We start from the raw sequence: 22,276 nt of genomic DNA, 5'->3' as shown, positions 1-22,276 counted from the left end.
GTTTAGGAGGTAAGCAATGAATATCAATTTAACAGAAAATATTATTTTTCTTTTGAAACATTATGATTATAAATGAAAATTTAAATTAATAATTGCTGCTCCGATAATGACAGTATTAATTTTATTAGATTGAATTGTTAAATGAATTGTTGTTGCAACAATGCAACAAGGTGAAAGTAAAAATTTTATTAAAGGATTTTTAAATCTTCGTTATGTGATTAACTTAGGATCAGCTTATGGAAATAATGATTCTGGTGATAAACTTGCGCAAACTATAGTTTTAGCAACACTATTTGTAGTAGCTTTAATGATTGTATTTGTATTTCTAAATGATAAAAAATGAATTATTACTTGTTCAGTTCTATTAGCCGGAGGATTTGCTAATTTACTAGCAAGATCATGAGCACCAGCGAATATTGATGGAATTCATGGTGGAGTTGTTGATATGTTTATGTGAGATTTTAATTTCTTAGGATCTGGCAATTACATATTTAATTTAGCTGATATGTTAGTTAATATAGGAATCGGAATTGGAGCAATTTGTTTAATAATTGAAATTGTTAATATGTTTAGACCGAATAAAGAAAAAGCAGAAGAAGAGGTAAAAAATGAAATTCAAAGCTAATGTTGAAAAAGTAAGATTAGATAAATACTTAGTAGACGCATTAGCTGAATCTACTGAATATTCAAGAAGCTTTATTCAAAACTTAATCAAAAATGGACATGTAACAGTTAATGGAAACATTGAAACAAAACAAAATTTTAATTTACAAGGCGAAATTGAAATTGAAGTAACAATACCAGAAGTTAAACCTTCAACAATTAATGCTGAAAAAATTGATTTAGATATTATTTATGAAGATGATGATATCTTAGTTGTTAATAAAGCTAATAATATGGTTGTTCACCCAGGTGCTGGAAATACTGAAGGCACAATGGTTAATGCTTTATTAGGAAGAGATGAAAAATTCTTAAGTAGTATTGGTGGGGTTGAAAGACCTGGAATAGTTCATAGAATTGACAAACAAACAACTGGTTTGTTAATTGTTGCAAAAAATGATAAAGCTCATCAAGTTCTAACTGAAATGCTAAAGAATCATGAAATATATAAAGAATATGTTGCTTTAGTATGAGGAGAAATTAAAGAAGAAAAAGGGATTATTGATGCCCCAATTGGTAGACATCAAAATGATCGTAAAAAGATGATGGTAGCATCAAAAAATTCTAAATATGCAGTAACAAATTTTGATGTAATTAAACGTTTAGACCAAACAACACTGGTTAAATGTGCAATTGAAACAGGAAGAACACATCAAATTAGAGTACACTTTAATTTTATTAAGCATCCAATTGTAAATGACCCTGCTTATGGTAAGTTAGCTGAAAAACCAACTGATTTTGGACAAATGCTACATGCATATAAATTAGAATTTTGACACCCTATCACAAAAGAAATGGTAAAATTAAAAGCAGAATTACCAAAAGAATTTAAAGACAAGATTATTGAAGAAGGTGGTGTTGAAAATGACTGAAAAACAATTTAAGACATATCAAGAGTTAGTTAAATTTTTAAAGAAGATTTATAAATACAAAAACGTTGATAAAAAAATTAAAGAATCTAAAGTTTTATTCATTAATAATTTAAATGAATATTCACTAGTTGAACTTCAAATTGATGGGTCTACTGAAATTTGATCAGATATCGAAGTTACTGTACAAAAAAACTTTATGAATGACAAAGTTAAAAAATTAAAAATTGTTATTAGTGAATATAAAAATGAATTAACTGAAGATGATCAAGAAATTCTTATTATAACAACACCAGAAGAACTAAAAAATAATCTAGTTAAATTCTTACCATCAATCACTCAATTAAAAGAAACTTATTTAACAATTGCTGAAGTAAATAAAACTGAAAAAATTCAAGATGAAGATTTAAATGACGAAATTAAGTTAAATAATTTTAAGATAGCATTAAATAAAATTAAGAATAATAATATTAGTTTTACATGAGTTATTTTATTTTTCTTTATTATCATGCCAGTATCATTTACTATTATTGGTTTATTCATGAATTTGAATATCATACAAGGGATTGCAATCGATGAAGCTGGTGTTGCTAAACCTTGACTTGCAAGAGCATGACAAGCTCCAATGATTATCTTTGGTGGTACAAATCAATCATTAACAATTGCAGGTGGGCAGTGATGAAGAATTTTCACTTATGGATTCAGTGCAATGGATTCAGGAAGTGGGATTGTATTTAGCGCATTAATGATTTTCTTATTAACAACATCATTATTTTCAATTAGTAAACTTACTGAAATTATTATTGGAAATATCTGAAAATTAGCAATTTCATTTGTATTAGCATATATCACACTTGGTTTTGTTGTTTCTGCAACACTTCCTTACACAATAACTTCAGGTTCACTTCCAATTATTGGAATCATGGTTGGAATTCTAGCTATGAACGTTTCAGGTCAAACATCACCAATTGCTCAATTTGGTAAAGTAAAAGTAATTTGACCAATCGTATTAATTGTTTTAGCAATTTTATCAAGTGAAGACCAATTAAGTTCATTCTCTGTATTAATGTCAGGAATTATCTTTGGATCAATCTTTGCTGGATTGGTTAAAAAACCTGTTAAAGAATGAACATGAAGAGAAAATATTTTAATTTTATTTTTAGTAGCTTTTATTGTAACTGGAATTGTTTTCATTGTTACATTAAAAAAAGCACCTGCATATAACTACAACATCATTGCAGCATTACAATTTTATGGAAGAAATAAAATTGGTGGAGACATTGATCACTACAATAAAATAGTTGCTAAGATCGGTTGAGTTGGAAGATTCAATGAAAAAGGACTTTGAAATGATAAATGAATTGTTTACTCATTAAATGCTTCAATATTAGAAACAACTTCATTTTCACAAAATCTAGCATCAAACTTTAGATTAGAATTAAAATACTAATGAAAAGAACAAATTTTTTAAGTTGAGACCAATTTTTTATGACTGTTGCAAAAGTTTGTGCAATGAGAAGTAAAGATCCTTCAACTCAAGTTGGAGCAATTCTTGTAAATAATTTAAAACAAATTATTTCAACTGGTTATAATGGTTTTCCAAGAGGTGTTGATGATGATAAATTCCCATGAACAAGAGATGGTGAATGAATTGACACTAAATATCCATATGTAGCACATGCTGAGTTAAACGCTATTGTAAGTGCTAGAACAAACTTAACTAATTGTGATGTATACGTAACATTATTCCCATGCAATGAATGTACTAAAATTATTATTCAAGCAGGAATTAGTAAAGTTTATTATTTAGAAGACAAATATAGTGATTCTAAAGAAGTTCAAGCTTCAAAAAGAATGCTTGAAGCAGCAAAAATAGAATATAAACAAATTAATGATTTTAATGTAAATATTACAATAGATTAATCAAAACCTTACAATTCTACTTGTAAGGTTTTTTTATTAACTATTAATTTGGTAAAATTAAATAAAATAAAGGAATAATTTATGTTAGAAAAAATTGGAATTGATATTGTTGAAAATAAACGCATTAATTTAACAGAACATTTTTTAAATAAAGTTTTAACAAATAATGAATTAGAAAAATATAACCAGCTTAACTCTAAACAAGCAAAAATAGAATTTGTTGCAGGTCGATGAGCAGTTAAAGAAGCAATTATTAAAACTTTATCAATTAATGAAAAAATTCCAATGAGTAGTTTAGATATTGGTTATAATGATCAAACACCAATTATTTTAAATAAAGAACTTAAAAATATTTTGATTTCAATTTCACATGAAAAGAAATATGCAGTTGGAATGGCGGTAAAACAAAATGATTAAAATGATATGAGCACAAACAAGTGATTCTGTAATTGGGAAAGATAATGCACTACCTTGATCAATTAAAGAAGAAATGCAACATTTTAGATCAACAACCCTTAATCAAAATGTTTTAATGGGAGGAAAAACATTTGAGTCAATGAATTACAAAGGATTACCAAATCGTGTTAATTATGTTTTGACAAGAGACCCAAATAAATACAATGCATATGCTTCTGAAAATTTAATTTTTGTAACTGATAAAAAAAGTATTATTGGTCAATTTAAAAATAATCAAAATAAAGATATTTATATCATTGGTGGTAGTCAAGTTTATGATTTATTTTTTGATGATTGTGATGAAATTATAAGAACCATCATAAAGGGACAATTTGAAGGAAATGTCTATATCAAAAACTTTAATTATAATAATTTTGATAAAATAAATATAGTGGAAAAAGAACACTTTTATGTAGAATACATGAGTAGGAGAAAATAAAATGGCTAAAGAAAAAGAAATTAAGCAATCTAAAGCTAAGACAATAGAAACTAAATCTAAAAAGACAGCAGCTAAACCAAAAAAAACTGAAACAAAAAAAGTTGAAAAAAAAGTTGTTAAAACTAAAAAAATAGAAGCAGAAGTAAAACCTGTAGTTGAAACAGAAGTTTCAACTGATAAAAGCAAAAAACGTAAATTAAAATTAAGTTTTTGAAAAATGACATACATGTGATTACCAATGTGAAGCATGATGCGTAAAGCAAAAAAAATTAGCAAGAAAAATATTAAAAGTCCTGGTTATTACTCTGAAGAGTACTGCTACAATTTTGTTAAAAAAGTAGCTAACAGAATTTTATATGTTTCTAACATTACAGTTAAATGTGAAGGAATTGAAAACTGATTAGATCGTGGTGTTATTTTAGTACCTAACCACCAATCAAGTTTTGATCCAGTTGCACTTATTACATTAAATAACTTTTACTTACAACAACCATTAGCATTTATTGCTAAACAAGAGTTATGAGAACATAAAAAGTTTGGTAGATTTGTACGTTTAATCGATTGTGTTCCATTAGATAGAAACAATCCTAGAAGTGCTTTAGAAGCATTTAAAGAAGGAAAACAATTAGTAGTTGACTTTAAACGTTCATTAGCAATATTCCCTGAAGGAACTAGAAGTCATTCACAAGAAATAGGTGAATTCCACTCAGCAGCACTTAAAGTAGCTCAAATGGCTAATGCTCCTGTTATTCCTGTAACAATTATTAATTCATACCAAGTATTTAGTAAAGATCGTCCAAAACACATTGAAATTAAAGTAGTATTTGGAAAACCAATTATGCCATTAAAACACATTTCCTTGAAAACAGAAGATTTAACTAAAAATACTAAAAAAGTAATTGTTGAAAATATGAAAAAATGAGTAGATAAAGAAATTCTATTAGATCACAAAATCATCAATAAAATTAACTTAAAAAACAGAGAAGATTTCAAAAAAGGTGACAAGAAAAAAGTCGAAAAAAATAAGGAAAAGAAAAAAATTAAAGACTTATTTAAAGTTGTTGGTTAACAACTTTTTTTATTTTAAAAATATGTAATTTTTTTTCAAATTTTGCTTGTTTATTTAATATTTATAATATAAAATAAATATTGTCCTTGTTAAAGAGGATAGCAAAAAGAAGGCATCGCTGACTTAGCTCAGTTGGTAGAGCAATTGACTAGTAATCAATAGGTCGAAGGTTCAAGTCCTTTAGTCAGCACCATTTAAATGGAGGGGTAGCGAAGCGGTCAAACGCGGGTGGCTGTAACCCACTTCCTTTCGGTTCGGGGGTTCGAATCCCTCCCCCTCCACCATTTATTGGGCTATAGCCAAGCGGTAAGGCAAGGGACTTTGACTCCCTCATGCGCCGGTTCGAATCCTGCTAGCCCAACCAACTTTGACTCGCTAGCTCAGTCGGTAGAGCAACTGGCTTTTAACCAGTGGGTCCGGAGTTCGAGCCTCCGGCGAGTCACCATATACAACCCCAAGTGGCGGAATCGGTAGACGCAGTGGACTTAAAATCCACCGGGCTTTATCTCCCATGCCAGTTCAAGTCTGGCCTTGGGGACCATTTAAAAATTTAACCAATCTTTGATTGGTTTTTTTATTTTAAAACAGATTAAAATTACATAAAAAAATAGGATTCAATCCTATTAATATTTATTTAAATTATAAGTGTAAGAATAAGAAGTACTTGAAGCACCTTCACCTTCACGAAAACTGCTTGATGAAGAAGTTGAATCTCTAACTACTCAATTATCTCAATGTTCTCATTTTCAAGCATCACTTGTTAATTTGTGACTTGTACTTCCAGTTTTATATGTATTAAATACAATGTCTTTATTATTAATGATTGAATTTATACCTTTGTCAAAATTATCAATTAATTCTTTTTGATCATATTTTGTAGGTTTTAATGAGCTATTATCTTCACCGTTAACAAATACTTCATTATATACATTGAAACCTTCTAAATAACCAATAAATTCACCATTTCTAACAATTAAGAATAAAGGTCCTTTTGAACTTTTGATTGCATCTACTCTGTCATTAATTTCTTTGTTCAATGTTTCAATTTTTGTTTTGTCTTTAGTTTTATCTCAACTATCTTGTTGAGTTTCAGAATAAACCATTCTAGCTACTGAAGGTTTAATTCAATCATTTAATATTTTTTTAGTCCCTTTATCAGTTCATAAATCTCCAACTGTTTCTACAGTAGAACCTTGAATTTCAATTTTATTACTATTTGCACCGTTACTAAAAGAAAAACCATTTGATTGACTCTCAAAATATCATAGACTTTTTTTCTTATTGTATTTAACTTCAGTTTGAGCAAGTTGATCATCAGCACCAGTTTTATCATTAGTTTTTAAAGTTTCACCGATTTGTTTAAAATCATTAATAAATGTATTTGAACTTGCTGCATCATTTATTTTATTAAATGCTTCATCTAATGTTGCAGTTTCACCAACTCCACTTGCTACTTTCATTGCATATTCAAATGATAATGAAGATAAGTTATCTTCAGCACCAATGTAATAAATTAATGTTGATCCTTGTTTTGTAACTTTACCTTCTTCATCAAAAGTTGGTTTAGTAGCATTTGCAAATTTTGCAAAATTATTATAGGCTGCAACAGAATTATTACTACATCCAACAACAGCAGTAGCTGAAGAAACAGACAGTGTTGCTGCTCCTAAAAGGGTTATCATTTTTTTCATTATTCCTCCTTAAGATAAATGATTAAAAATCATTAATAATATTTTACTATAAAACTTACAAAATAACCAATTTAATATTGTCAATAATAAAATAATTGTCCATCTATACTTGTAAATAAACATAAAGGTTGATAATATTAAATAGATATTGTATCTATACAAGAAAAGTTTAGCGAGGTGACGTTTATGCGTGAAAAATATATTCTACGTTGTAATGAATGTAAAAATGAAAATTACATAGGTAAAAATGATAAGAAAAAAGAAAAAATAGAAGTTAAAAAATTCTGCAGCAATTGTAACAAACACGAATTACATAAACAAAAAAAATAGTTTTTAACTATTTTATTTTTTTTTATTATCTATAATATTTATATAAGTTTAACAAGGAGACATTATGAAAAAACAAGAAATAATAAATCAATTATTAGACGCTAGCTCAGCTGAAGCAATTTTATTTTATTCACCTGAAAATAGATACTGATTTTCTAGATTTAAATCATCATTAGGATATTTATTAATTACTAAAACAAAAAGCTATTTATTAGTTGATGGAAGATATATAACAGCTGCTAGAAATTCTAAAAATATTCCAGCAGAAATTAAAATAAGAGAATTATCAAGTAACCTTTTTACTCAAATGAATGAAATTCTTAAAGAACACGGTGTAAAGAGATTAGGATTTGAATCTGATTGAGTTCACTATGCTGAATTTGAAAGATATACAAAAATCTTTAAAGATCAAACTTTAGTGCCAATTAATTGTTCAGAAATTAGAATTGTTAAAGATGAATGAGAAATTGAACAATTACAAAAAGCTTGTGATATTACAAACGAAGTATTTGAAGCAATTTTAAAATATGTTAAACCAGGTATGACTGAAAAAGAATTACAAAGATTTATTGATAATGAATTTTTAGTAAAAGGTGCTGAAAAAATTTCTTTTGATACTATTATTGCGTCAGGAGTTAATGGAAGTATGCCACATGCTGTTCCAACTGATAAAAAAATCGAACTTGGTGATTTAGTAACTATTGATATGGGTTGTTATTACAATGGATATTGTTCAGATCAAACAAGAACAATTGCAATTGGTGAGATTGATCCAAAATTAGAAGATATTTACAATGCAGTTTATGAAGCTCAATCATTAGGAATAAGCTTAGTATCTGAAGGTGTAAATGCTGGAGATATTCATAAACAAGTTTATGATTTTATTGAAAAAAGAGGATATGGAGGATACTTTACACATGGTTTAGGTCATGGTTATGGAGTTGAAATCCACGAAGAACCTTACGCATCTGCAACAGGTAAAACAATTTTAAAAGCAAATATGACTTTAACAATTGAGCCAGGAATTTATATTCCAGGTTTAGGTGGAGTTAGAATCGAAGATGATGTACTTGTTTTAAAAGATGGATACAGAATGTTAACATCAGCTAAAAGAGAATTAGTTAAACTAAAATTTTAATTACCTTAAACACTTTAGTTGCTGTTTTTATTTTGTTTTAATACTATAATTAAACAATAGATTTAAAGGTAAAAAAGATGATAAATAACCAAATAATGAATCTGAATGTAAATAAAGAGGATAAAGAATATTTATTATCAATACTATTAGAAGATTCAAGTTTGCCATCTGATAAAAAGTTAATACTATCTGCGTCTATTATCAAAACTGAATTAGGAAAAGTAATAGTTATTTGTGATCAGAAGAATATATACTTATTAGAATTTTTAAATAAAAAAAATCTTGTGAAAAGAATTATAAAATTTAAAACTGATACTAATACTAAAATAACTATTGAAAAAATAATACAATTATAAACTTTAAAAAAGAATTAAATGATTACTTTGTAGGTAAAACAAAACTATTTAAAATACCTGTACTAATGACAGATACTGATTTTGAAAAAAAGTTTGATCTAAATTATTAAAAATTCCTTATGATAAAATCATTTCTTATAAACAATTAGCAAAGAATTTAGGAAATGAAAATGCTTTTAGAGCAGTTGCAAATGCAAATGGTAAAAATTTGATTTCAGTTGTTGTTCCATGCCATAGAGTTATAAGTTATAATTGAAAAATTGGTGGTTATAGTGGTGGAATAGATCGCAAAAAATTACCAAAAAATGACTATTAAATCTTGAATCAACTGCTAATTAATTAGTTTGTTAAATTTGCAATTTTTTCTTTAGTAATTTCAACAAAAATTTGTTCACTTGTTTGTTCAAACATATAACTTGCTCAGTAAATTCAAAGATAATTTTGATAATAAATTAAATCGTGTAATTTACTTAATTCTTTTGATGTTAAATTAAGCATATTAATAAAGACATTTCATCTTTTTTTATTTAATGATTCACTAATAAAACTAGCATAATCGAACAAATAATGATTATACATACCATATTCGAAATCGATTACTTTTCAACCTTTTTTATAATTAATAAAGTTACCTTTAACTAAATCATTATGTGAAAAAACAGGCTTAGTTTTATCATCTCAATAGCTTTTAATTATTGATTCTACTTTAGGTTTAAATTCTGATAAATCAAATAAACATTTTTTTGTATTTTGAATAAAAAAATCTAAAAATCCTTTAGGATCAAAAGCTTTAATATCAACTAATTCTAAATTATGTATTTTACTTATTAGTTTAATAATTGCTTTCATTTTATTAACACAAATATGAGTCTCATGAAGTGTAATTGCGCCTTCATAATATTTAGTTTTAGACATCATTTTATTATCTATAAATTCTCAATTAAAAGGAACAATTAAAAAATCAAGATTCATTTGATTTAACTGCTCATAAACCTTAATTTCATTCGCTCTATCAAGGTATTTATCAACATATATATACGTTTCTTTTATTAAATCATTTTGTTTAATTGTTATTTTATTACTTAATCCGCTAAGTGCTTTCATTTTATTACCTAAACCTCTAAAATATATAATATATATTATCAAATTATCATAGAAAGGCAGTCATGAATAAAAAAGAATTATGAATAGCTACAAGTAATGAAGGCAAAATAAAAGAATTTCAATCATTATTACCTGATTATGAAATTAAAAGTGTGAAAGATTTGCTTGATTATGTAGAACCTGAAGAAGACGGAGAAACTTTATTAGAAAATGCAAAAATCAAAGCTGAAACGCTTTCAAAATATATTGATGGTTGAGCAATTGGTGATGATACTGGTTATTTTTTTGACGCTTTAGATGGTTTTCCTGGTGTTTATTCAAGAAGATGAGCATATCCTGTGACTGACTTTAAAGAAATATGTAAAATGATATTGGATAAGACAAAAAACTTAGACGATAAAAACATGAATATGCAAACAGCGATTGTAATTACAAACTACAATAAAGGTGAAAGTTATGAAGCATTAGGAATAACAAAAGGTGTTATGGGAGATGAATTAAAATTCGCTAATCATACATTTGGTTATGACTACATTTTTAAACCTGAACAATACAATGTTTATTGTGCAGAATTAACAGAAGAAGAAAAAGTTAACTGTTCTGCTAGAGCTTATGCATTAAATGAAATTAAAGCAATAATTGAAAAGGAAATTAAATAATGGAAAGACAAGTTAATATAGTTTTATATGAACCAGAAATAGCGCAAAATGTTGCAGCTATTATTAGAACATCTGTTGCAACTAATGCTAAACTACATATTATTGAACCATTAGGTTTTATTTTCAAAAAAGAAGAATTAAATCGTGCAAGTGCAGGGACTTTTGATTTAGTACAATATCAGTTATATGATGATTGAGAAGATTTTTGTGAAAAGAATCCAAATATTGATTTATTTTGCATTTCAAGATATGGGGAAAAACCACATAGTGATTTTGATTTTAATAGCTATGACAAACCTGTATTTGTGATGTTTGGAAAAGAATCATCAGGAATTCCAAAACAAATTATTAAAGATAATTATACAAACACTTTTAGACTACCAATGTCACCACAAACAAGAAGCATAAATGTAGCAAACACTGTAGGAATAGTTACTTATGAAATCTTAAGACAATGAGATTACCCAACTTTAAGTAAGACAGAAGTGCAAAAGGGTAAAGACTACATTATGAGTGAAAGATGAAAAATAATAAAAAAATAGCGCTTTTTGGAGGGAGTTTTGATCCTGTTCATACAGACCATTTTAATATGGCAAAAACTTGTCATGATAAATTAGGTTTTGAAGAAGTATGAATTATTCCTACATTTCTAAATCCCTTTAAATCATCAACCAAAACATCAAATGAAGAAAGATTAAATTTATTAAATTTAATTTTTGAAAATGAACCATATATTAAAATCGATAAGTTTGAAATGAATAATAATCGTGTTACAACAACTTATGAAACTGTTTCTCATTTTAAAGAATTATATTCTGATATTGATTTCTCGTTTGTAATTGGATCAGACAATTTAAATAGATTAGAAGAATGAAATAATTTTGATGAATTAATAAAAATGATTCACTTCATTGTTTTTGAACGTAGTAATGAATATAAAAAAGAAGTTGCCACTAAATATCATATTCCAATTTATCAATTTGAAAATAATTTCTTGAGCTCAACAAAATTAAGAGAATTAAAAGAATTAAATTTATTAACTCCAAAAGTTAATGACTATATTAATTATCATTTATTGTATTTAGATATTCGTGTAAAACCTTTCATGGACAAAAAAAGATATGAACATTGCTTAAATGTTGGAGAAATGGCTGCTGAGTTAGCTAAAAACAATGGAATTGACCCACAAAGAGCAAAAGTAGCAGGAACATTGCATGATATTACAAAAAGATGGGATAATGAAAAACAAATTGCATACCTAAGAAAATATGATAAAACCTTATTAATTGAACCAAAACCAGTGTGGCATTCTTACACAGGAGCGTTTCATTTAAAACATGATTGACTTATTAAAGACGAAGAAATTATTAACGCAGTTTATAATCATACAGTTGGGTGCGAAAATATGACTAAGCTAGACATGATTATATTTTGTGCTGACAAAATTAGCAAAGAACGTAATTATGAAAATGTTGAATACTATCGAGCAGAATGTTTTAACAATTTAAAAACAGGATTTAAAAAGCTATTGATTAATCAATATGAAGTTGCAATCAAAACACATGGAATTGATGCAATTGGCAAAAAACTTTTAAGAACCTATGACTACTATATTAAAGGAGACAAATAATGAAACTAATTATTGGTGCAATGCATGAAGAATTACAAGATTCAATTGCTTATTTCAATTTAACCAAGGTTGAAAATGAAAAGTTCTTAATTTATAAAAATGATGAGATCATGTTTTGTATAACTGGAGTAGGTTTAGTTAACTCAGCTGCACAATTAGCTTATATTTTAACTAAGTATGAGATTGAATGAATTATAAATATTGGAACAAGTGGTAGTTGCGATGATAGTTTAAAACAAGGTGATGTTGTACTAATAGATAAAGTTTATAATAGTGTTGCTGATGCAACAGCATTTGGTTATGCTTATGGTCAAGTTCCAAGAATGCCAAAATATTATGAGACTAACAAAACAAACATCACAAATAAAATACAGTTTGAAAAAATTAAAAACATCGCATCATCTGATATTTTCATTCATTCACTAGATCAAGTTAATTTATTTGTAAATAAAATCGAAGATAAAGCAAGTGTACTAGATATGGAATGCTTTGCTTATGCTCAAACAGCATATTTATTTGATAAAGCATTTAGTGTAATTAAAATAGTTAGTGATGTTGTTGGTAAAACTGATGCAAATAATATTCAATTTAATGAATTTATTAAAATTGCAAGTAAAGAAATTTTAAAAATGCTTAAAAAAATATTATAATAAGAGTATAGAACTCGAGGTGGATTTATGGCAAATCACAAAATCAAAGGTAGAAAAGAAGCTACTATATTAAGAGAACTTACAATTATTATTGAAAGAGAAATGAAAAACGATATTTTAAAGGCTCTTTCAATCGCTGAAGTAAGATTAACAAATGATAGCGAAATAGCTAAAATTTATTGATCATTCTTACCATTAAATAAAGATATTACAAAAGAATTAATTGCAGAAGAATTAGAAGAAAATAAAAAAGCAATTAGAATGAAGTTAGCGCATAAATTAGATACTAGAACAGTGCCTGACTTACATTTTGAATATGATACAAGTTTAGAAAATGCTAATCGTATCGAAGAAATCTTAAGTAAAGTTAATAAATAGTTTAAAATAGAATCTACTTCGGTAGATTTTTTTATTTTTTGTTTAATAACAAGTATAAAGAAAAAATACTATTTATTTACAATTATTTTAATCTTAATCCTTGTTTTTATTACAAGTTTTTTTGGTGTAAAAATTTAAAAAAATCTAAATAATTTATTTTTCAAGTTAGATATGAATTCAAAACAACTTTATTAGATTTTTGTTATCCAGAAAAATTACCAAAAATAAGTATAAAAATTATTGAATTGAATTTCAAGATCAAAATAGTAATTTAAGTTGATTTGAACCAATAAAAATTGATTTAATATCTGATTTCATCACTTTAGATATAAAAGAAAAATATGTTGTAAAAATTACATTAGATGATTTAAAAATTAATGACTTACAAAGTTTGAAATTAAAAGCTGATGATACAAAAGAGTTGTTTATTATATTAAAACAATCAAAACCTGTTTCTTTAATAAAAAAGGAGGTAGAGTTATTTTGTGAATCTAAAAATGATTAATTTTTATATGAAAAAGGAATTATTAAACTGATGGATTTTAATCTTTTACTTTATTTTGCTTATTTATTATCAATTGTTACAATTTATTATTTCATTTACACGAATAATTTCATCTATTTATTAATTGGAATTTTATTTTTCTGTTATTTTTTTATACTTCAAACTAAACATAAGAAATGATTTTTAGTATATTGAATTATTATTTTTATACTTCTAACAATAATTTATTATTATTGAACATCAAGTAAATTTATTGAAGATGAAGAAATAAATGATATTGGAACAGTAGTAAAAAGTAAAACAAACTATATTATTGTTAAACTTAATAATACTAAATTTTATATTCAAAGTAGAAATAATAATTTTATTGTAGGTATGAAGGTTAATATAAGCGGCACAATTAATAATGTAGTTTCAAATGCAAACTATTATAAATTTGATTTTAAAGAATATCTAGCTCAAGATTTTATAAGATATGGAATTAAAATAACTGCATTAAACAAGATTAATCATTTTAATTTAAGGTTTGCTAATTATAAGATTTTAAATTTACAAACAGCACCTGAATTAGTAAAAATATTATTTTTAAATAATTATGAATCAAGTGGTCCTATTATAAAAGGGTTAAATAATATTGGATTAAAATTTTTAATAAATTTTTAATTTATTTAATCTGATTTTAATAATTTAATTTTATGAAAAGAAATTAAATCTTAAATTCAAATTTATTTTTATAAGTTGATTGTTAGTATGAAACTATTTAACAATCTGACCAATGATAATGACCAGAGTAATGATAAAGCAATTTTTCAACTTGTTTAAAAAACTAAAACAAAGTAATGAATTAAAAAACCTTTTAACAATAACGATCTTAATAGTTTTATTTCCAAGTTTTATTTTAAGATCAAGTTTTTGATATATTAATTTAATATTATTGTTCAGTTCATTTATCAGATTTAAAAAGCATAAAGTATTTAAATTTATTTACTTTTATATTTTAATAAATATTTTAAATGCTTATTTTACATATAAATTAAGTTTTACATCAAATTTATATGCCCTATTATTGTCACCAATTATTTCAATTTATTATTTTATAACAGCATTTATCTATTTATTTAATCAAAGCTTTTTGACACAACTTTACAACGCATTGTGATTCATTATTTCATTATTTGAAAAGTATAGTATAGTATTTAATATTGGTTTTCAGAATATTCTATTTTTAATTTTTGGCTTTATTATGAGTATAGTCATTTCATAAAAAACGATAGCTATTAAATTTAAAATTATAAGTATTTTAGTCTTTGAAACAGTTTTATTTTTTACGTGACTAATAAAGCCAAGTGAATATTTAACTATTTTAAATGTTGGAAATAGAAATAACTTTGTTTATCATAATAAATGAAATAATATAACAATAATTTTTGATGCTGGAGTTTGAAAACAAAGAAGCACAGAACTAGTTAGTCATTTTTTAAAGTATCAAGACCTAAATAAAATAGATTTAATTTTTATTTCACATAATCACGAGGATCACTATAATAATAAATTTACAAAAGTAATAAAAATAAACAACATCATTATAAATGTATTTTTTAATCCTTATGGTGATTTTGAAAATAATAAAAGTTTAGTTTTAATTTTTCATTTTGGGAATATTAGATCAGTATTTATGGGAGATGCTGAAAGACAAACAGAAACCTATTTACTTAATCAATTAGATTTTTTATATATCATTGGTTTGAAAAAGGTTAACATCTTACAAATTGGCCATCATGGAAGCAAAACAAGCACAAGTATAGAATTCATAAAATTTATAAATCCCGATATTGCTTTAATTAGTGGTGAAAATGAAGGTGGAAATAAAAAATTTCTACATCAAGAAACGTTAAATACGTTAGATAAGTTGCAAATAAAATATTACATTACTAATGGAATCAACAATTATTTTGTAATGTTTAAAAATTTAAATATCATAAAAAAATAAGGCAACCGAAATTGCCTTACATTATTCGTTTTAAGTTGAGAATTACCCTTGCATTAAACGTGATTTTTCTCTTGCAGCTTTATTTGGTTTTAAAATACCTTTTTTAACACCTTTATCAACTAGACTTACTGCATGGTTAATTAAATCTTTTGCATCAGTAGATTCATCTTTTTTAGCAGCTAAAGCTTTTTTAATAGCTGTTCTAATTTCTGATTTAATAGCTTTATTTGCAGTTCTTGATTTCTCGTTAGTTAAAACACGTTTTTTTTGTGATTTAATATTTGGCATAATTTCAACTCCTTTATATAATTTTTAGTACAATTTAGATTATAACAAATAACTAGATAAAATTAAACATTTTTAATCTTTAATCATTTTTACATAAACAATAAGATAAAATAAGAGTAAGATTAGTGGAGGTAAGCATGTATTTTATTTATTCAGAAGATCATTTCTTACTAACAAAAACAGTTAATAAATTAATTAAAGGACTGAAAGCAGAAAAAGAGTATGAGATTGAAAACTACTCATTAATATACAATGATATTGCTGATATTTATACTTCAATAATAACTTTTTCATTATTTGGTGAATCAAAAATTTTAATTATAAGTGATGCTTGATTTGCAACTGAAGAAAAAATTAGTTTGCATCGAAGTTATACAGAAGAAGCTTTATATAAAATTCTTGAAAGCAAAACAGATAATATAGTAATTTTTACTTTGAATAACAATAAGTTATCAAAAAGATTAAAAATTGTTAAATACTTAGAAGAAAATCTTGAAGTAACAAATGTCAAACCTATGCAAGAAGCTGAGGTTATGAATTATATTAAGGCATTTTTTGTTAAAAATAATAAATATATTACAGATGATGATGCTAGATATATTTATGATTTAACACCAAATGATATGCAAACGTTGACCAATGAATTAACAAAACTTTCGCACATTGAAAGTGAAATCATTACAAACAATGATGTTAAAGATAATTTAACTAAATATATTGAAAATGATATATTTGAACTTTCAAATGTTTTTGTTAATAACAAAACAGGAATTTTCTTAAAATTATATAAAGATTACTTATTATTAAATGATGATATTTCAAAACTAATAGCACTTTTAAGTTCAACTGTTGTTTTCTTTAGAGATGTAAATGTGATGAAACAACAAGGTTTAAAAAGTGATGAAATTGTGAATAAAACAAAAGCACACCCATATAGAGTTAAGGTTGCACTATCAAATAGACTTAACATTAAAGAATTAAATGATAAAATTAAGTTGTTATATAATATTCAGCAAGGTGTTTTAAATTCAACAATGGATAAAGAAAATATAGTTGAGTATCAATTTATCAAAAATATGGAGAAAAGAAATGGATAATAAAAAAGTATATGTAAGTATTTCGCATTTATTATTTTATATTGTAAAAAGTAATAAATTAAAGTACTACTTAAGAAAAAATGAAGAATTTAGAAAAGAAGTTATTAAACTAATTGATTTATTATTACTTTTAGAAAGTGATAAGTTTAAATGCAGATACAATCGTAAAAAGATCGCAGCAGATTTTGCTAAAGCTTATGTAAAAATTACAAAAGTTTCAAATAGATTTGAAGCACCAGAAGAAGAAATAAATGTTGAAGAAATGTATGCTGAGTATTCAAGAATTATAACTTTTATTAGTGACAGTTATAAAGTCACAAGAAAATCTTTAACAAATGAAGAAGAGCCATTTACTATTGAAGACATTGAAAGAAACAGTAAATTGTCAACTGAATTTATTGCTAAAATGGATGAAAAACTAGCTGAAGAAGCAAAAGAAAAAGCTGAAAAAGAAGCACAAGAAAAAGCTGATGAAGCAAAAACAACTTCTGATGCTAAAAAAGATTCACAAACAACCAACCAACAAAACTTTAATCAATCAGCAGGATTTAACAAACAAAATTTCAATCAACAAAATATTTTTAATGCAAATATGGGTATGAATGGAATACCACCACAAAATTTATTTTTAAATCCTAAGTTTTATCCTTTTAAAACAAAACCAAAATATATGCCAATGATTAAAAAATTATTTACATTACTTATGTTAATAACAATAATTTTTTATGTTGCATTAGTTATATATGTTGGAACTGTAAGAGTAGATTTAAATTATAAAAATGAAACTTCTTTAATTCGTCTTCTTTTCCCAGATCATAAATGAGATACAGAATTTAATTTTTATCAAATTACAAGTTCTATGTCTAGAAAAGTAAATATAGCAGGAAATGTTGATATTTTCGGTAAAGCAACAACAAATATTACATCAATTATATTTGCAGTATTTTATTTTCTTTGATTTGGATATATTGGATATACATTCTGAAAAAAACAGGATTCTTCAAGATTAAAATATAGAGTAAGTGGATTTACATTATTAATAGTTGCTATCTTTGTTATATATATTTTATTTGAAGTTGCAACTTCTATATCACCTGATTTAACAATAAAAAAATGAAATGCTTATAGTCAACTAGGAATTGGGACTGAATCAACAAATCCAGTATTAACAACTCATTTTGATGATTTTATTAATAAATTAAAATCAGATTATAGTTCTCAATTATCAACTATTGCAAGTCTTTCAATTTGTGCATTAGTATCTTCAATCTTAACTTTAATGGGAGCATTTATGTTAGTAATTGTTAACCCTAAAAAAGATGTACAAAAAATTATGAGAGCAAGACAAGAACAAGCAAATGCAACAATGGCTGCAATGCAAGGAAAAACATACGAAATTGATCCTAGATTATTTGATGAAGATGAACAAAAATAATAAATAAATGATAGTTTCTATCATTTATTTATTTTATAAAAGCCTATTTCTTTGTTAATAAATGAAAATGTTATAATATTTAAAGCAAAAGGAGATTTTATGATTCAAAAACCTAGAGGAACGCAAGATTTATTTTTAAATAATTCTAAAGAATGAAATACTGTAGAAGAAAAGTTTAGAAAAGTTCTAAATGTTTTTAACTATGGTGAAATTATTACTCCAATGTTTGAATCAAAGGAATTATTTGTTAGAGGAGTTGGGGACTCAAGTGATATTGTTAGCAAGGAAATGTATGAATTTACAGATCGCAAAGGTCGTGAATTTGTATTAAGACCTGAAGGAACAGCTCCAACTGTTAGAGCATTAATTGAAAATAAATTATATATTCCAGAAAATCTACCTTACAAAGCATTTTACATAGGACCTATTTTTAGATATGAAAGACCACAAGCTGGAAGATATAGACAATTTAATCAATTAGGTGTTGAAGTATTTGGAGTAGATTCAATTGGTAATGATGTTGAATTAATTACATTATCTCAAAGTTTCTTAAATGAATTAAATATTAATAAAGATATTATTGTTGAAATTAACTATTTAATAAGTGGTGATGAAAGAAAAGCATATGAAATTGAACTTAAAAAATATCTTGCTTCATTCAATGACTTATGTGCTGATTGTCAAACAAGAATAAATAAAAACGTATTACGTATACTAGATTGTAAAATTGATGGTGCAAAATTTAATTATGCTCCAAAAATGTTTGAGTTTGCAAGCGAAGAAAACAAAAAAAGACTAAACATAACATATAATCAATTAAAAGATTTAGCTATTAATGCTCAAATTAACTTTAATTTAGTTAGAGGATTAGATTATTACACAGGATTAGTATTCGAATTTAAAAATACTAAAATAGATCAAGCAATCATTGCAGGTGGTTCATACAATAATTTAGTTGAACAATTAGGTGGACCAAGTTTACCAGCAAGTGGATTTGCAATTGGAATTGAAAGAATCATGCTAACTTTAAGCGAGCAAAATATTTCAGTTTTAACTGATCAAGAATTAGATCTATTCATTATTCCATTATCAGAAGCAGCTCAAGTATTGACTAACAAATTATTATTAGATGCTAGAACTAACAATTTAAAAGTTGATACTAATTGAAACATTAAAAATCTTAAAGCAGGATTTAAAGCAGCTAAAAGAGTAAATGCAAAAAATATAATTGTAATTGGAGATAATTCAATTTCAAATAATGATTACTCAATTAAGTGTCAAGAAACTGGTGAATCAGTATCATTAAAATTTGAAGAAATTGTTAAATACTTAAAAGGAGAAAAAAAGAATGAAAAGAACACATAATTGTGGTGAACTAAACCTTACTAATGTAAACCAAGAAGTAGTTCTAAAAGGATGAATTAAAAAGATTCGTAAAATGGGTCAAATTACATTTATCGATTTAAGAGATTTTTATGGAGTTACACAAATTGTAATTGGTGAAAATAAACAAGAGTTAATTAATAATCTAAGACCTGAATATGTAATTTCAATCACAGGTAAAGTAATTGAACGTAAATCAAAAAATCTTGAAATAGCAACTGGTGAAATTGAAATTGATGTTGAAAATATTGAATTAATAAATAAAAGTAAAGTGACTCCTTTTATAATTGAAAATGAAGTTGAAGTATCTGAAGAAATAAGAATGGAGTATAGATATTTAGATTTAAGACGTCAAAAAATGCAAAATAACATGGTTTTAAGAGCTAAAGTTAATAGCATTATTAGAAAAGAATTTGAAAAAGATAATTTTATTGAAGTTGAAACTCCATATTTTGGTAAATCAACACCAGAAGGAGCTAGAGATTTCTTAGTTCCATCAAGATTAAATAAAAATACATTTTATGCATTACCACAATCACCTCAATTGTATAAACAATTATTGATGGTTAGTGGATTTGATAAATATTATCAAATCGTAAGATGTTTTAGAGACGAAGATTTAAGAAATGACCGTCAACCTGAATTCACACAATTAGATATGGAAATGTCATTTGCAACAGCAGCTGAAGTTCAAGATCAAATTGAAAAAGTAATCAAAAAAATTTTTTTAGAAGTTAAAGGAATTGATTTTAAAGAAAAATTAATCAAGATGCCTTTCAAAGAAGCAATTGATATGTATGGTTGTGATAAACCAGATATTAGATTTGATTTAAAGTTAAATACTTTAACATATATTTTTGCAGAAACTCAAGTTAAATTATTTGAAGGTTTTAAAGAAAACAACTTTGCAATCAGAGGAATTTGTATTGAAGAATTACTAAGTAAAAAACAATTAGAAGCTTTAACAGAAACTGCAAGACAAAAAGGATTTAATAATTTAGCATTTGCTAAATATGAAAATCAAGTATGAAGTGGCTCAATTGCATCATCATTATCTGAAGATGAAAAAGAAAAATTGATTAAACAATTTAACATTAAAGATAAAGCAACAATTTTACTAAACATAGGTAAATATGAAAAAGTATCTGACATGTTAGGAGCTGTAAGAAATAAAGTTGCAGAATTGTTATCTTTAACTGATCCAAATGATTACAAATTATTATGAATTGTTGATTTTCCATTATATGAATGAAGCGATGAAAAAAAAAGTTATGTTGCAGCACATAATCCATTTACAATGCCAAATATAAAATCAATAGCAGATTTTGAAACTAATAAAGAAGAAGCAATGGCTGATTCATACGATTTAGTTTTAAATGGTTATGAACTAGGAAGTGGTGGAGTTCGTATTACTGATTCAGAAATTCAACAAAGAATGTTTGAAGCAGTTGGATTAAATGCTGAAACAATCGAAAAAAACTTTGGTTGATTTATTAATGCATATAAATACGGAGCACCAAGTCATGCTGGATTTGCGTTTGGAATCGATCGTGTTATTATGCTATTAGCTCATTCTGAAGCAATTAGAGATGTTATTGCATTTCCTAAAAATTCAAAAGGAATTGATATGATGAATAATGCGCCTAGTTTTGTTGAAGATAAACAACTAGATGAATTAAATCTTAAAATAATTAAACAAGACTAAACAATTATGTTTAGTTTTTTTTATTTTAAAGAAGTTTAAAATCCTTTAATAAATAATATAAGATATATATGAACTAGAAAGAAGACTGATAAAATGGACACATCATCAAATTAATTATTTTAATTAATCTTTTTCTTCGAAGGGACATGATTATATGATCCAAATCAGCAATTTACAAAACAAATTTTTCGTAAAGACTAAAAGTTATTAAAAATTAATAACTTAAAAATAAACAATGAAAACAAAACAATTGCACTAATAGGAAATAATGGTAGTGGAAAAACAACATTTGCTAAAATACTGGCAAATTTAAAAAAGAATATGAAGGCATAATAAAGAATTTGTTTGAAACAGTATATACAGAACAAAGTTATTTTATTCCTGAAATTAATATAAGTGGCGGAGAATACACTAAAGAAAAAAAATTAAATACTTTTATAGCTAATAAATAATTAATCATTCTTGATGAACCTAGTGTTAATTTAGATACAAACAATTTAAACTTTTTAATTAGTAAAATC

The 22,276-nt window shown here is 25.5% G+C and carries 27 protein-coding genes and 5 tRNA genes; 29 read left to right on the top strand and 3 right to left on the bottom strand.

What is annotated here, in order from left to right; all coding sequences use genetic code 4:
- The first annotated feature begins 16 nt into the window (after nt 1–16).
- The 12 genes from EMELA_RS02615 (at nt 17) to EMELA_RS02560 (ending at nt 5,957) form a co-directional block, all read left to right on the top strand.
- Nucleotides 17–625 (top strand): signal peptidase II, encoded by a 609-nt coding sequence (locus EMELA_RS02615; RefSeq protein WP_028124094.1) that lies wholly within the window; start codon nt 17–19, stop codon nt 623–625.
- Nucleotides 609–1,544 (top strand): RluA family pseudouridine synthase, encoded by a 936-nt coding sequence (locus EMELA_RS02610; RefSeq protein ID WP_028124095.1) that lies wholly within the window; start codon nt 609–611, stop codon nt 1,542–1,544. Before EMELA_RS02615 ends, EMELA_RS02610 begins: the two co-directional genes overlap by 17 nt.
- Entirely contained in the window at nt 1,525–2,979 is a 1,455-nt protein-coding gene (locus tag EMELA_RS02605) for a hypothetical protein (protein ID WP_028124096.1), read from the top strand. The genes EMELA_RS02610 and EMELA_RS02605 overlap by 20 nt, the downstream gene beginning before the upstream one ends.
- Entirely contained in the window at nt 2,979–3,452 is a 474-nt protein-coding gene (locus EMELA_RS02600) for a deoxycytidylate deaminase (RefSeq protein ID WP_034971159.1), read from the top strand. The genes EMELA_RS02605 and EMELA_RS02600 overlap by 1 nt, the downstream gene beginning before the upstream one ends.
- An 81-nt stretch (nt 3,453–3,533) precedes the next feature.
- Entirely contained in the window at nt 3,534–3,869 is a 336-nt protein-coding gene (locus EMELA_RS02595) for a holo-ACP synthase (RefSeq protein ID WP_028124098.1), read from the top strand.
- Nucleotides 3,862–4,347 (top strand): dihydrofolate reductase, encoded by a 486-nt coding sequence (locus EMELA_RS02590; protein WP_028124099.1) that lies wholly within the window; start codon nt 3,862–3,864, stop codon nt 4,345–4,347. Before EMELA_RS02595 ends, EMELA_RS02590 begins: the two co-directional genes overlap by 8 nt.
- Nucleotide 4,348: 1 nt before the next feature.
- Nucleotides 4,349–5,416, top strand: coding sequence for a lysophospholipid acyltransferase family protein (locus EMELA_RS02585; protein WP_084485290.1), 1,068 nt, complete (start codon nt 4,349–4,351; stop codon nt 5,414–5,416).
- A 117-nt stretch (nt 5,417–5,533) separates the two neighbouring features.
- Nucleotides 5,534–5,609, top strand: a tRNA-Thr gene (locus tag EMELA_RS02580).
- Between the two features lie 7 nt (nt 5,610–5,616).
- Nucleotides 5,617–5,700, top strand: a tRNA-Tyr gene (locus EMELA_RS02575).
- Nucleotides 5,701–5,705: 5 nt separating this feature from the next.
- Nucleotides 5,706–5,780: transfer RNA gene (locus EMELA_RS02570), tRNA-Gln, on the top strand.
- 5 nt (nt 5,781–5,785) lie between these two features.
- A tRNA-Lys gene (locus tag EMELA_RS02565) sits at nt 5,786–5,861 on the top strand.
- Nucleotides 5,862–5,868: 7 nt separating this feature from the next.
- A tRNA-Leu gene (locus EMELA_RS02560) sits at nt 5,869–5,957 on the top strand.
- 82 nt (nt 5,958–6,039) lie between these two features.
- On the opposite strand, the gene EMELA_RS02555 is transcribed toward EMELA_RS02560, so the two are convergent.
- Nucleotides 6,040–7,107 carry a hypothetical protein gene (locus EMELA_RS02555; RefSeq protein ID WP_028124101.1) on the bottom strand — a complete coding sequence of 356 codons (1,068 nt, stop codon included), beginning with the start codon at nt 7,105–7,107 and terminating at the stop codon, nt 6,040–6,042.
- A gap of 186 nt (nt 7,108–7,293) precedes the next feature.
- Here EMELA_RS02555 and rpmG point away from each other — a divergent pair, with 186 nt between their 5' ends.
- From rpmG to EMELA_RS05370, 4 genes are all read left to right on the top strand, one after another.
- Nucleotides 7,294–7,437: a 50S ribosomal protein L33 gene (gene rpmG, locus EMELA_RS02550; RefSeq protein ID WP_028124102.1), complete on the top strand. Its 144-nt coding sequence runs from the start codon at nt 7,294–7,296 to the stop codon at nt 7,435–7,437.
- Nucleotides 7,438–7,501: 64 nt separating this feature from the next.
- The gene (locus EMELA_RS02545; RefSeq protein ID WP_028124103.1) at nt 7,502–8,575 is read left to right on the top strand and encodes an aminopeptidase P family protein; all 1,074 of its coding nucleotides are present in this window, start codon (nt 7,502–7,504) and stop codon (nt 8,573–8,575) included.
- Nucleotides 8,576–8,652: 77 nt separating this feature from the next.
- Nucleotides 8,653–8,931 carry a hypothetical protein gene (locus EMELA_RS02540; RefSeq protein WP_028124104.1) on the top strand — a complete coding sequence of 93 codons (279 nt, stop codon included), beginning with the start codon at nt 8,653–8,655 and terminating at the stop codon, nt 8,929–8,931.
- A gap of 103 nt (nt 8,932–9,034) precedes the next feature.
- Nucleotides 9,035–9,247: a methylated-DNA--[protein]-cysteine S-methyltransferase gene (locus EMELA_RS05370; protein WP_198407631.1), complete on the top strand. Its 213-nt coding sequence runs from the start codon at nt 9,035–9,037 to the stop codon at nt 9,245–9,247.
- A gap of 23 nt (nt 9,248–9,270) precedes the next feature.
- On the opposite strand, the gene EMELA_RS02530 is transcribed toward EMELA_RS05370, so the two are convergent.
- Nucleotides 9,271–10,035 (bottom strand): phosphotransferase, encoded by a 765-nt coding sequence (locus EMELA_RS02530; RefSeq protein ID WP_028124105.1) that lies wholly within the window; start codon nt 10,033–10,035, stop codon nt 9,271–9,273.
- A gap of 62 nt (nt 10,036–10,097) precedes the next feature.
- On the opposite strand from EMELA_RS02530, the gene EMELA_RS02525 reads away from it, so the two are divergent.
- From EMELA_RS02525 to EMELA_RS04890, 8 genes are all read left to right on the top strand, one after another.
- Nucleotides 10,098–10,694 (top strand): non-canonical purine NTP pyrophosphatase, encoded by a 597-nt coding sequence (locus EMELA_RS02525; RefSeq protein ID WP_028124106.1) that lies wholly within the window; start codon nt 10,098–10,100, stop codon nt 10,692–10,694.
- A complete protein-coding gene (locus EMELA_RS02520; protein WP_028124107.1) occupies nt 10,691–11,236 on the top strand; it encodes a tRNA (cytidine(34)-2'-O)-methyltransferase in 546 nt (181 codons plus the stop codon). The genes EMELA_RS02525 and EMELA_RS02520 overlap by 4 nt, the downstream gene beginning before the upstream one ends.
- On the top strand, nt 11,215–12,324 hold the full coding sequence (locus tag EMELA_RS02515) for a nicotinate-nucleotide adenylyltransferase (protein ID WP_028124108.1): 1,110 nt from the start codon (nt 11,215–11,217) through the stop codon (nt 12,322–12,324). Before EMELA_RS02520 ends, EMELA_RS02515 begins: the two co-directional genes overlap by 22 nt.
- Complete coding sequence (gene mtnN, locus EMELA_RS02510) at nt 12,324–12,974, top strand: 5'-methylthioadenosine/S-adenosylhomocysteine nucleosidase (RefSeq protein WP_028124109.1); 651 nt, start codon at nt 12,324–12,326, stop codon at nt 12,972–12,974. The genes EMELA_RS02515 and mtnN overlap by 1 nt, the downstream gene beginning before the upstream one ends.
- Before the next feature lie 27 nt (nt 12,975–13,001).
- Complete coding sequence (gene rbfA / locus EMELA_RS02505) at nt 13,002–13,352, top strand: 30S ribosome-binding factor RbfA (RefSeq protein WP_028124110.1); 351 nt, start codon at nt 13,002–13,004, stop codon at nt 13,350–13,352.
- Nucleotides 13,353–13,551: 199 nt separating this feature from the next.
- Nucleotides 13,552–13,857, top strand: coding sequence for a hypothetical protein (locus EMELA_RS02500; protein WP_028124111.1), 306 nt, complete (start codon nt 13,552–13,554; stop codon nt 13,855–13,857).
- Between the two features lie 30 nt (nt 13,858–13,887).
- Nucleotides 13,888–14,520 (top strand): hypothetical protein, encoded by a 633-nt coding sequence (locus EMELA_RS04895; RefSeq protein ID WP_028124112.1) that lies wholly within the window; start codon nt 13,888–13,890, stop codon nt 14,518–14,520.
- Nucleotides 14,521–15,532: 1,012 nt separating this feature from the next.
- Complete coding sequence (locus EMELA_RS04890; RefSeq protein WP_028124113.1) at nt 15,533–15,847, top strand: ComEC/Rec2 family competence protein; 315 nt, start codon at nt 15,533–15,535, stop codon at nt 15,845–15,847.
- Between the two features lie 42 nt (nt 15,848–15,889).
- Here the strand turns inward: EMELA_RS04890 and rpsT are convergent, their stop codons facing one another.
- A complete protein-coding gene (gene rpsT, locus EMELA_RS02490) occupies nt 15,890–16,135 on the bottom strand; it encodes a 30S ribosomal protein S20 (RefSeq protein ID WP_028124114.1) in 246 nt (81 codons plus the stop codon).
- Nucleotides 16,136–16,272: 137 nt separating this feature from the next.
- Between rpsT and holA the strand changes: the two genes are divergently transcribed.
- From holA to EMELA_RS05365, 5 genes are all read left to right on the top strand, one after another.
- Nucleotides 16,273–17,232, top strand: a complete 960-nt coding sequence (gene holA, locus EMELA_RS02485; RefSeq protein ID WP_028124115.1) for a DNA polymerase III subunit delta — start codon at nt 16,273–16,275, stop codon at nt 17,230–17,232.
- Nucleotides 17,225–18,667 carry a hypothetical protein gene (locus EMELA_RS02480; protein WP_028124116.1) on the top strand — a complete coding sequence of 481 codons (1,443 nt, stop codon included), beginning with the start codon at nt 17,225–17,227 and terminating at the stop codon, nt 18,665–18,667. The genes holA and EMELA_RS02480 overlap by 8 nt, the downstream gene beginning before the upstream one ends.
- Before the next feature lie 99 nt (nt 18,668–18,766).
- The gene (gene hisS / locus EMELA_RS02475) at nt 18,767–20,032 is read left to right on the top strand and encodes a histidine--tRNA ligase (RefSeq protein ID WP_028124117.1); all 1,266 of its coding nucleotides are present in this window, start codon (nt 18,767–18,769) and stop codon (nt 20,030–20,032) included.
- Nucleotides 20,016–21,755, top strand: coding sequence for an aspartate--tRNA ligase (aspS, locus tag EMELA_RS02470; protein ID WP_028124118.1), 1,740 nt, complete (start codon nt 20,016–20,018; stop codon nt 21,753–21,755). Before hisS ends, aspS begins: the two co-directional genes overlap by 17 nt.
- A gap of 204 nt (nt 21,756–21,959) precedes the next feature.
- Nucleotides 21,960–22,088 (top strand): ATP-binding cassette domain-containing protein, encoded by a 129-nt coding sequence (locus tag EMELA_RS05365; protein ID WP_084485301.1) that lies wholly within the window; start codon nt 21,960–21,962, stop codon nt 22,086–22,088.
- Nucleotides 22,089–22,276 lie beyond the last annotated feature (188 nt).

This window comes from Mesoplasma melaleucae (assembly GCF_002804105.1).
Taxonomy (GTDB): Bacteria; Bacillota_I; Bacilli_A; order Mycoplasmatales; family Mycoplasmataceae; genus Mesoplasma; species Mesoplasma melaleucae.
This window is presented reverse-complemented; position numbering and strand designations above follow the sequence as displayed.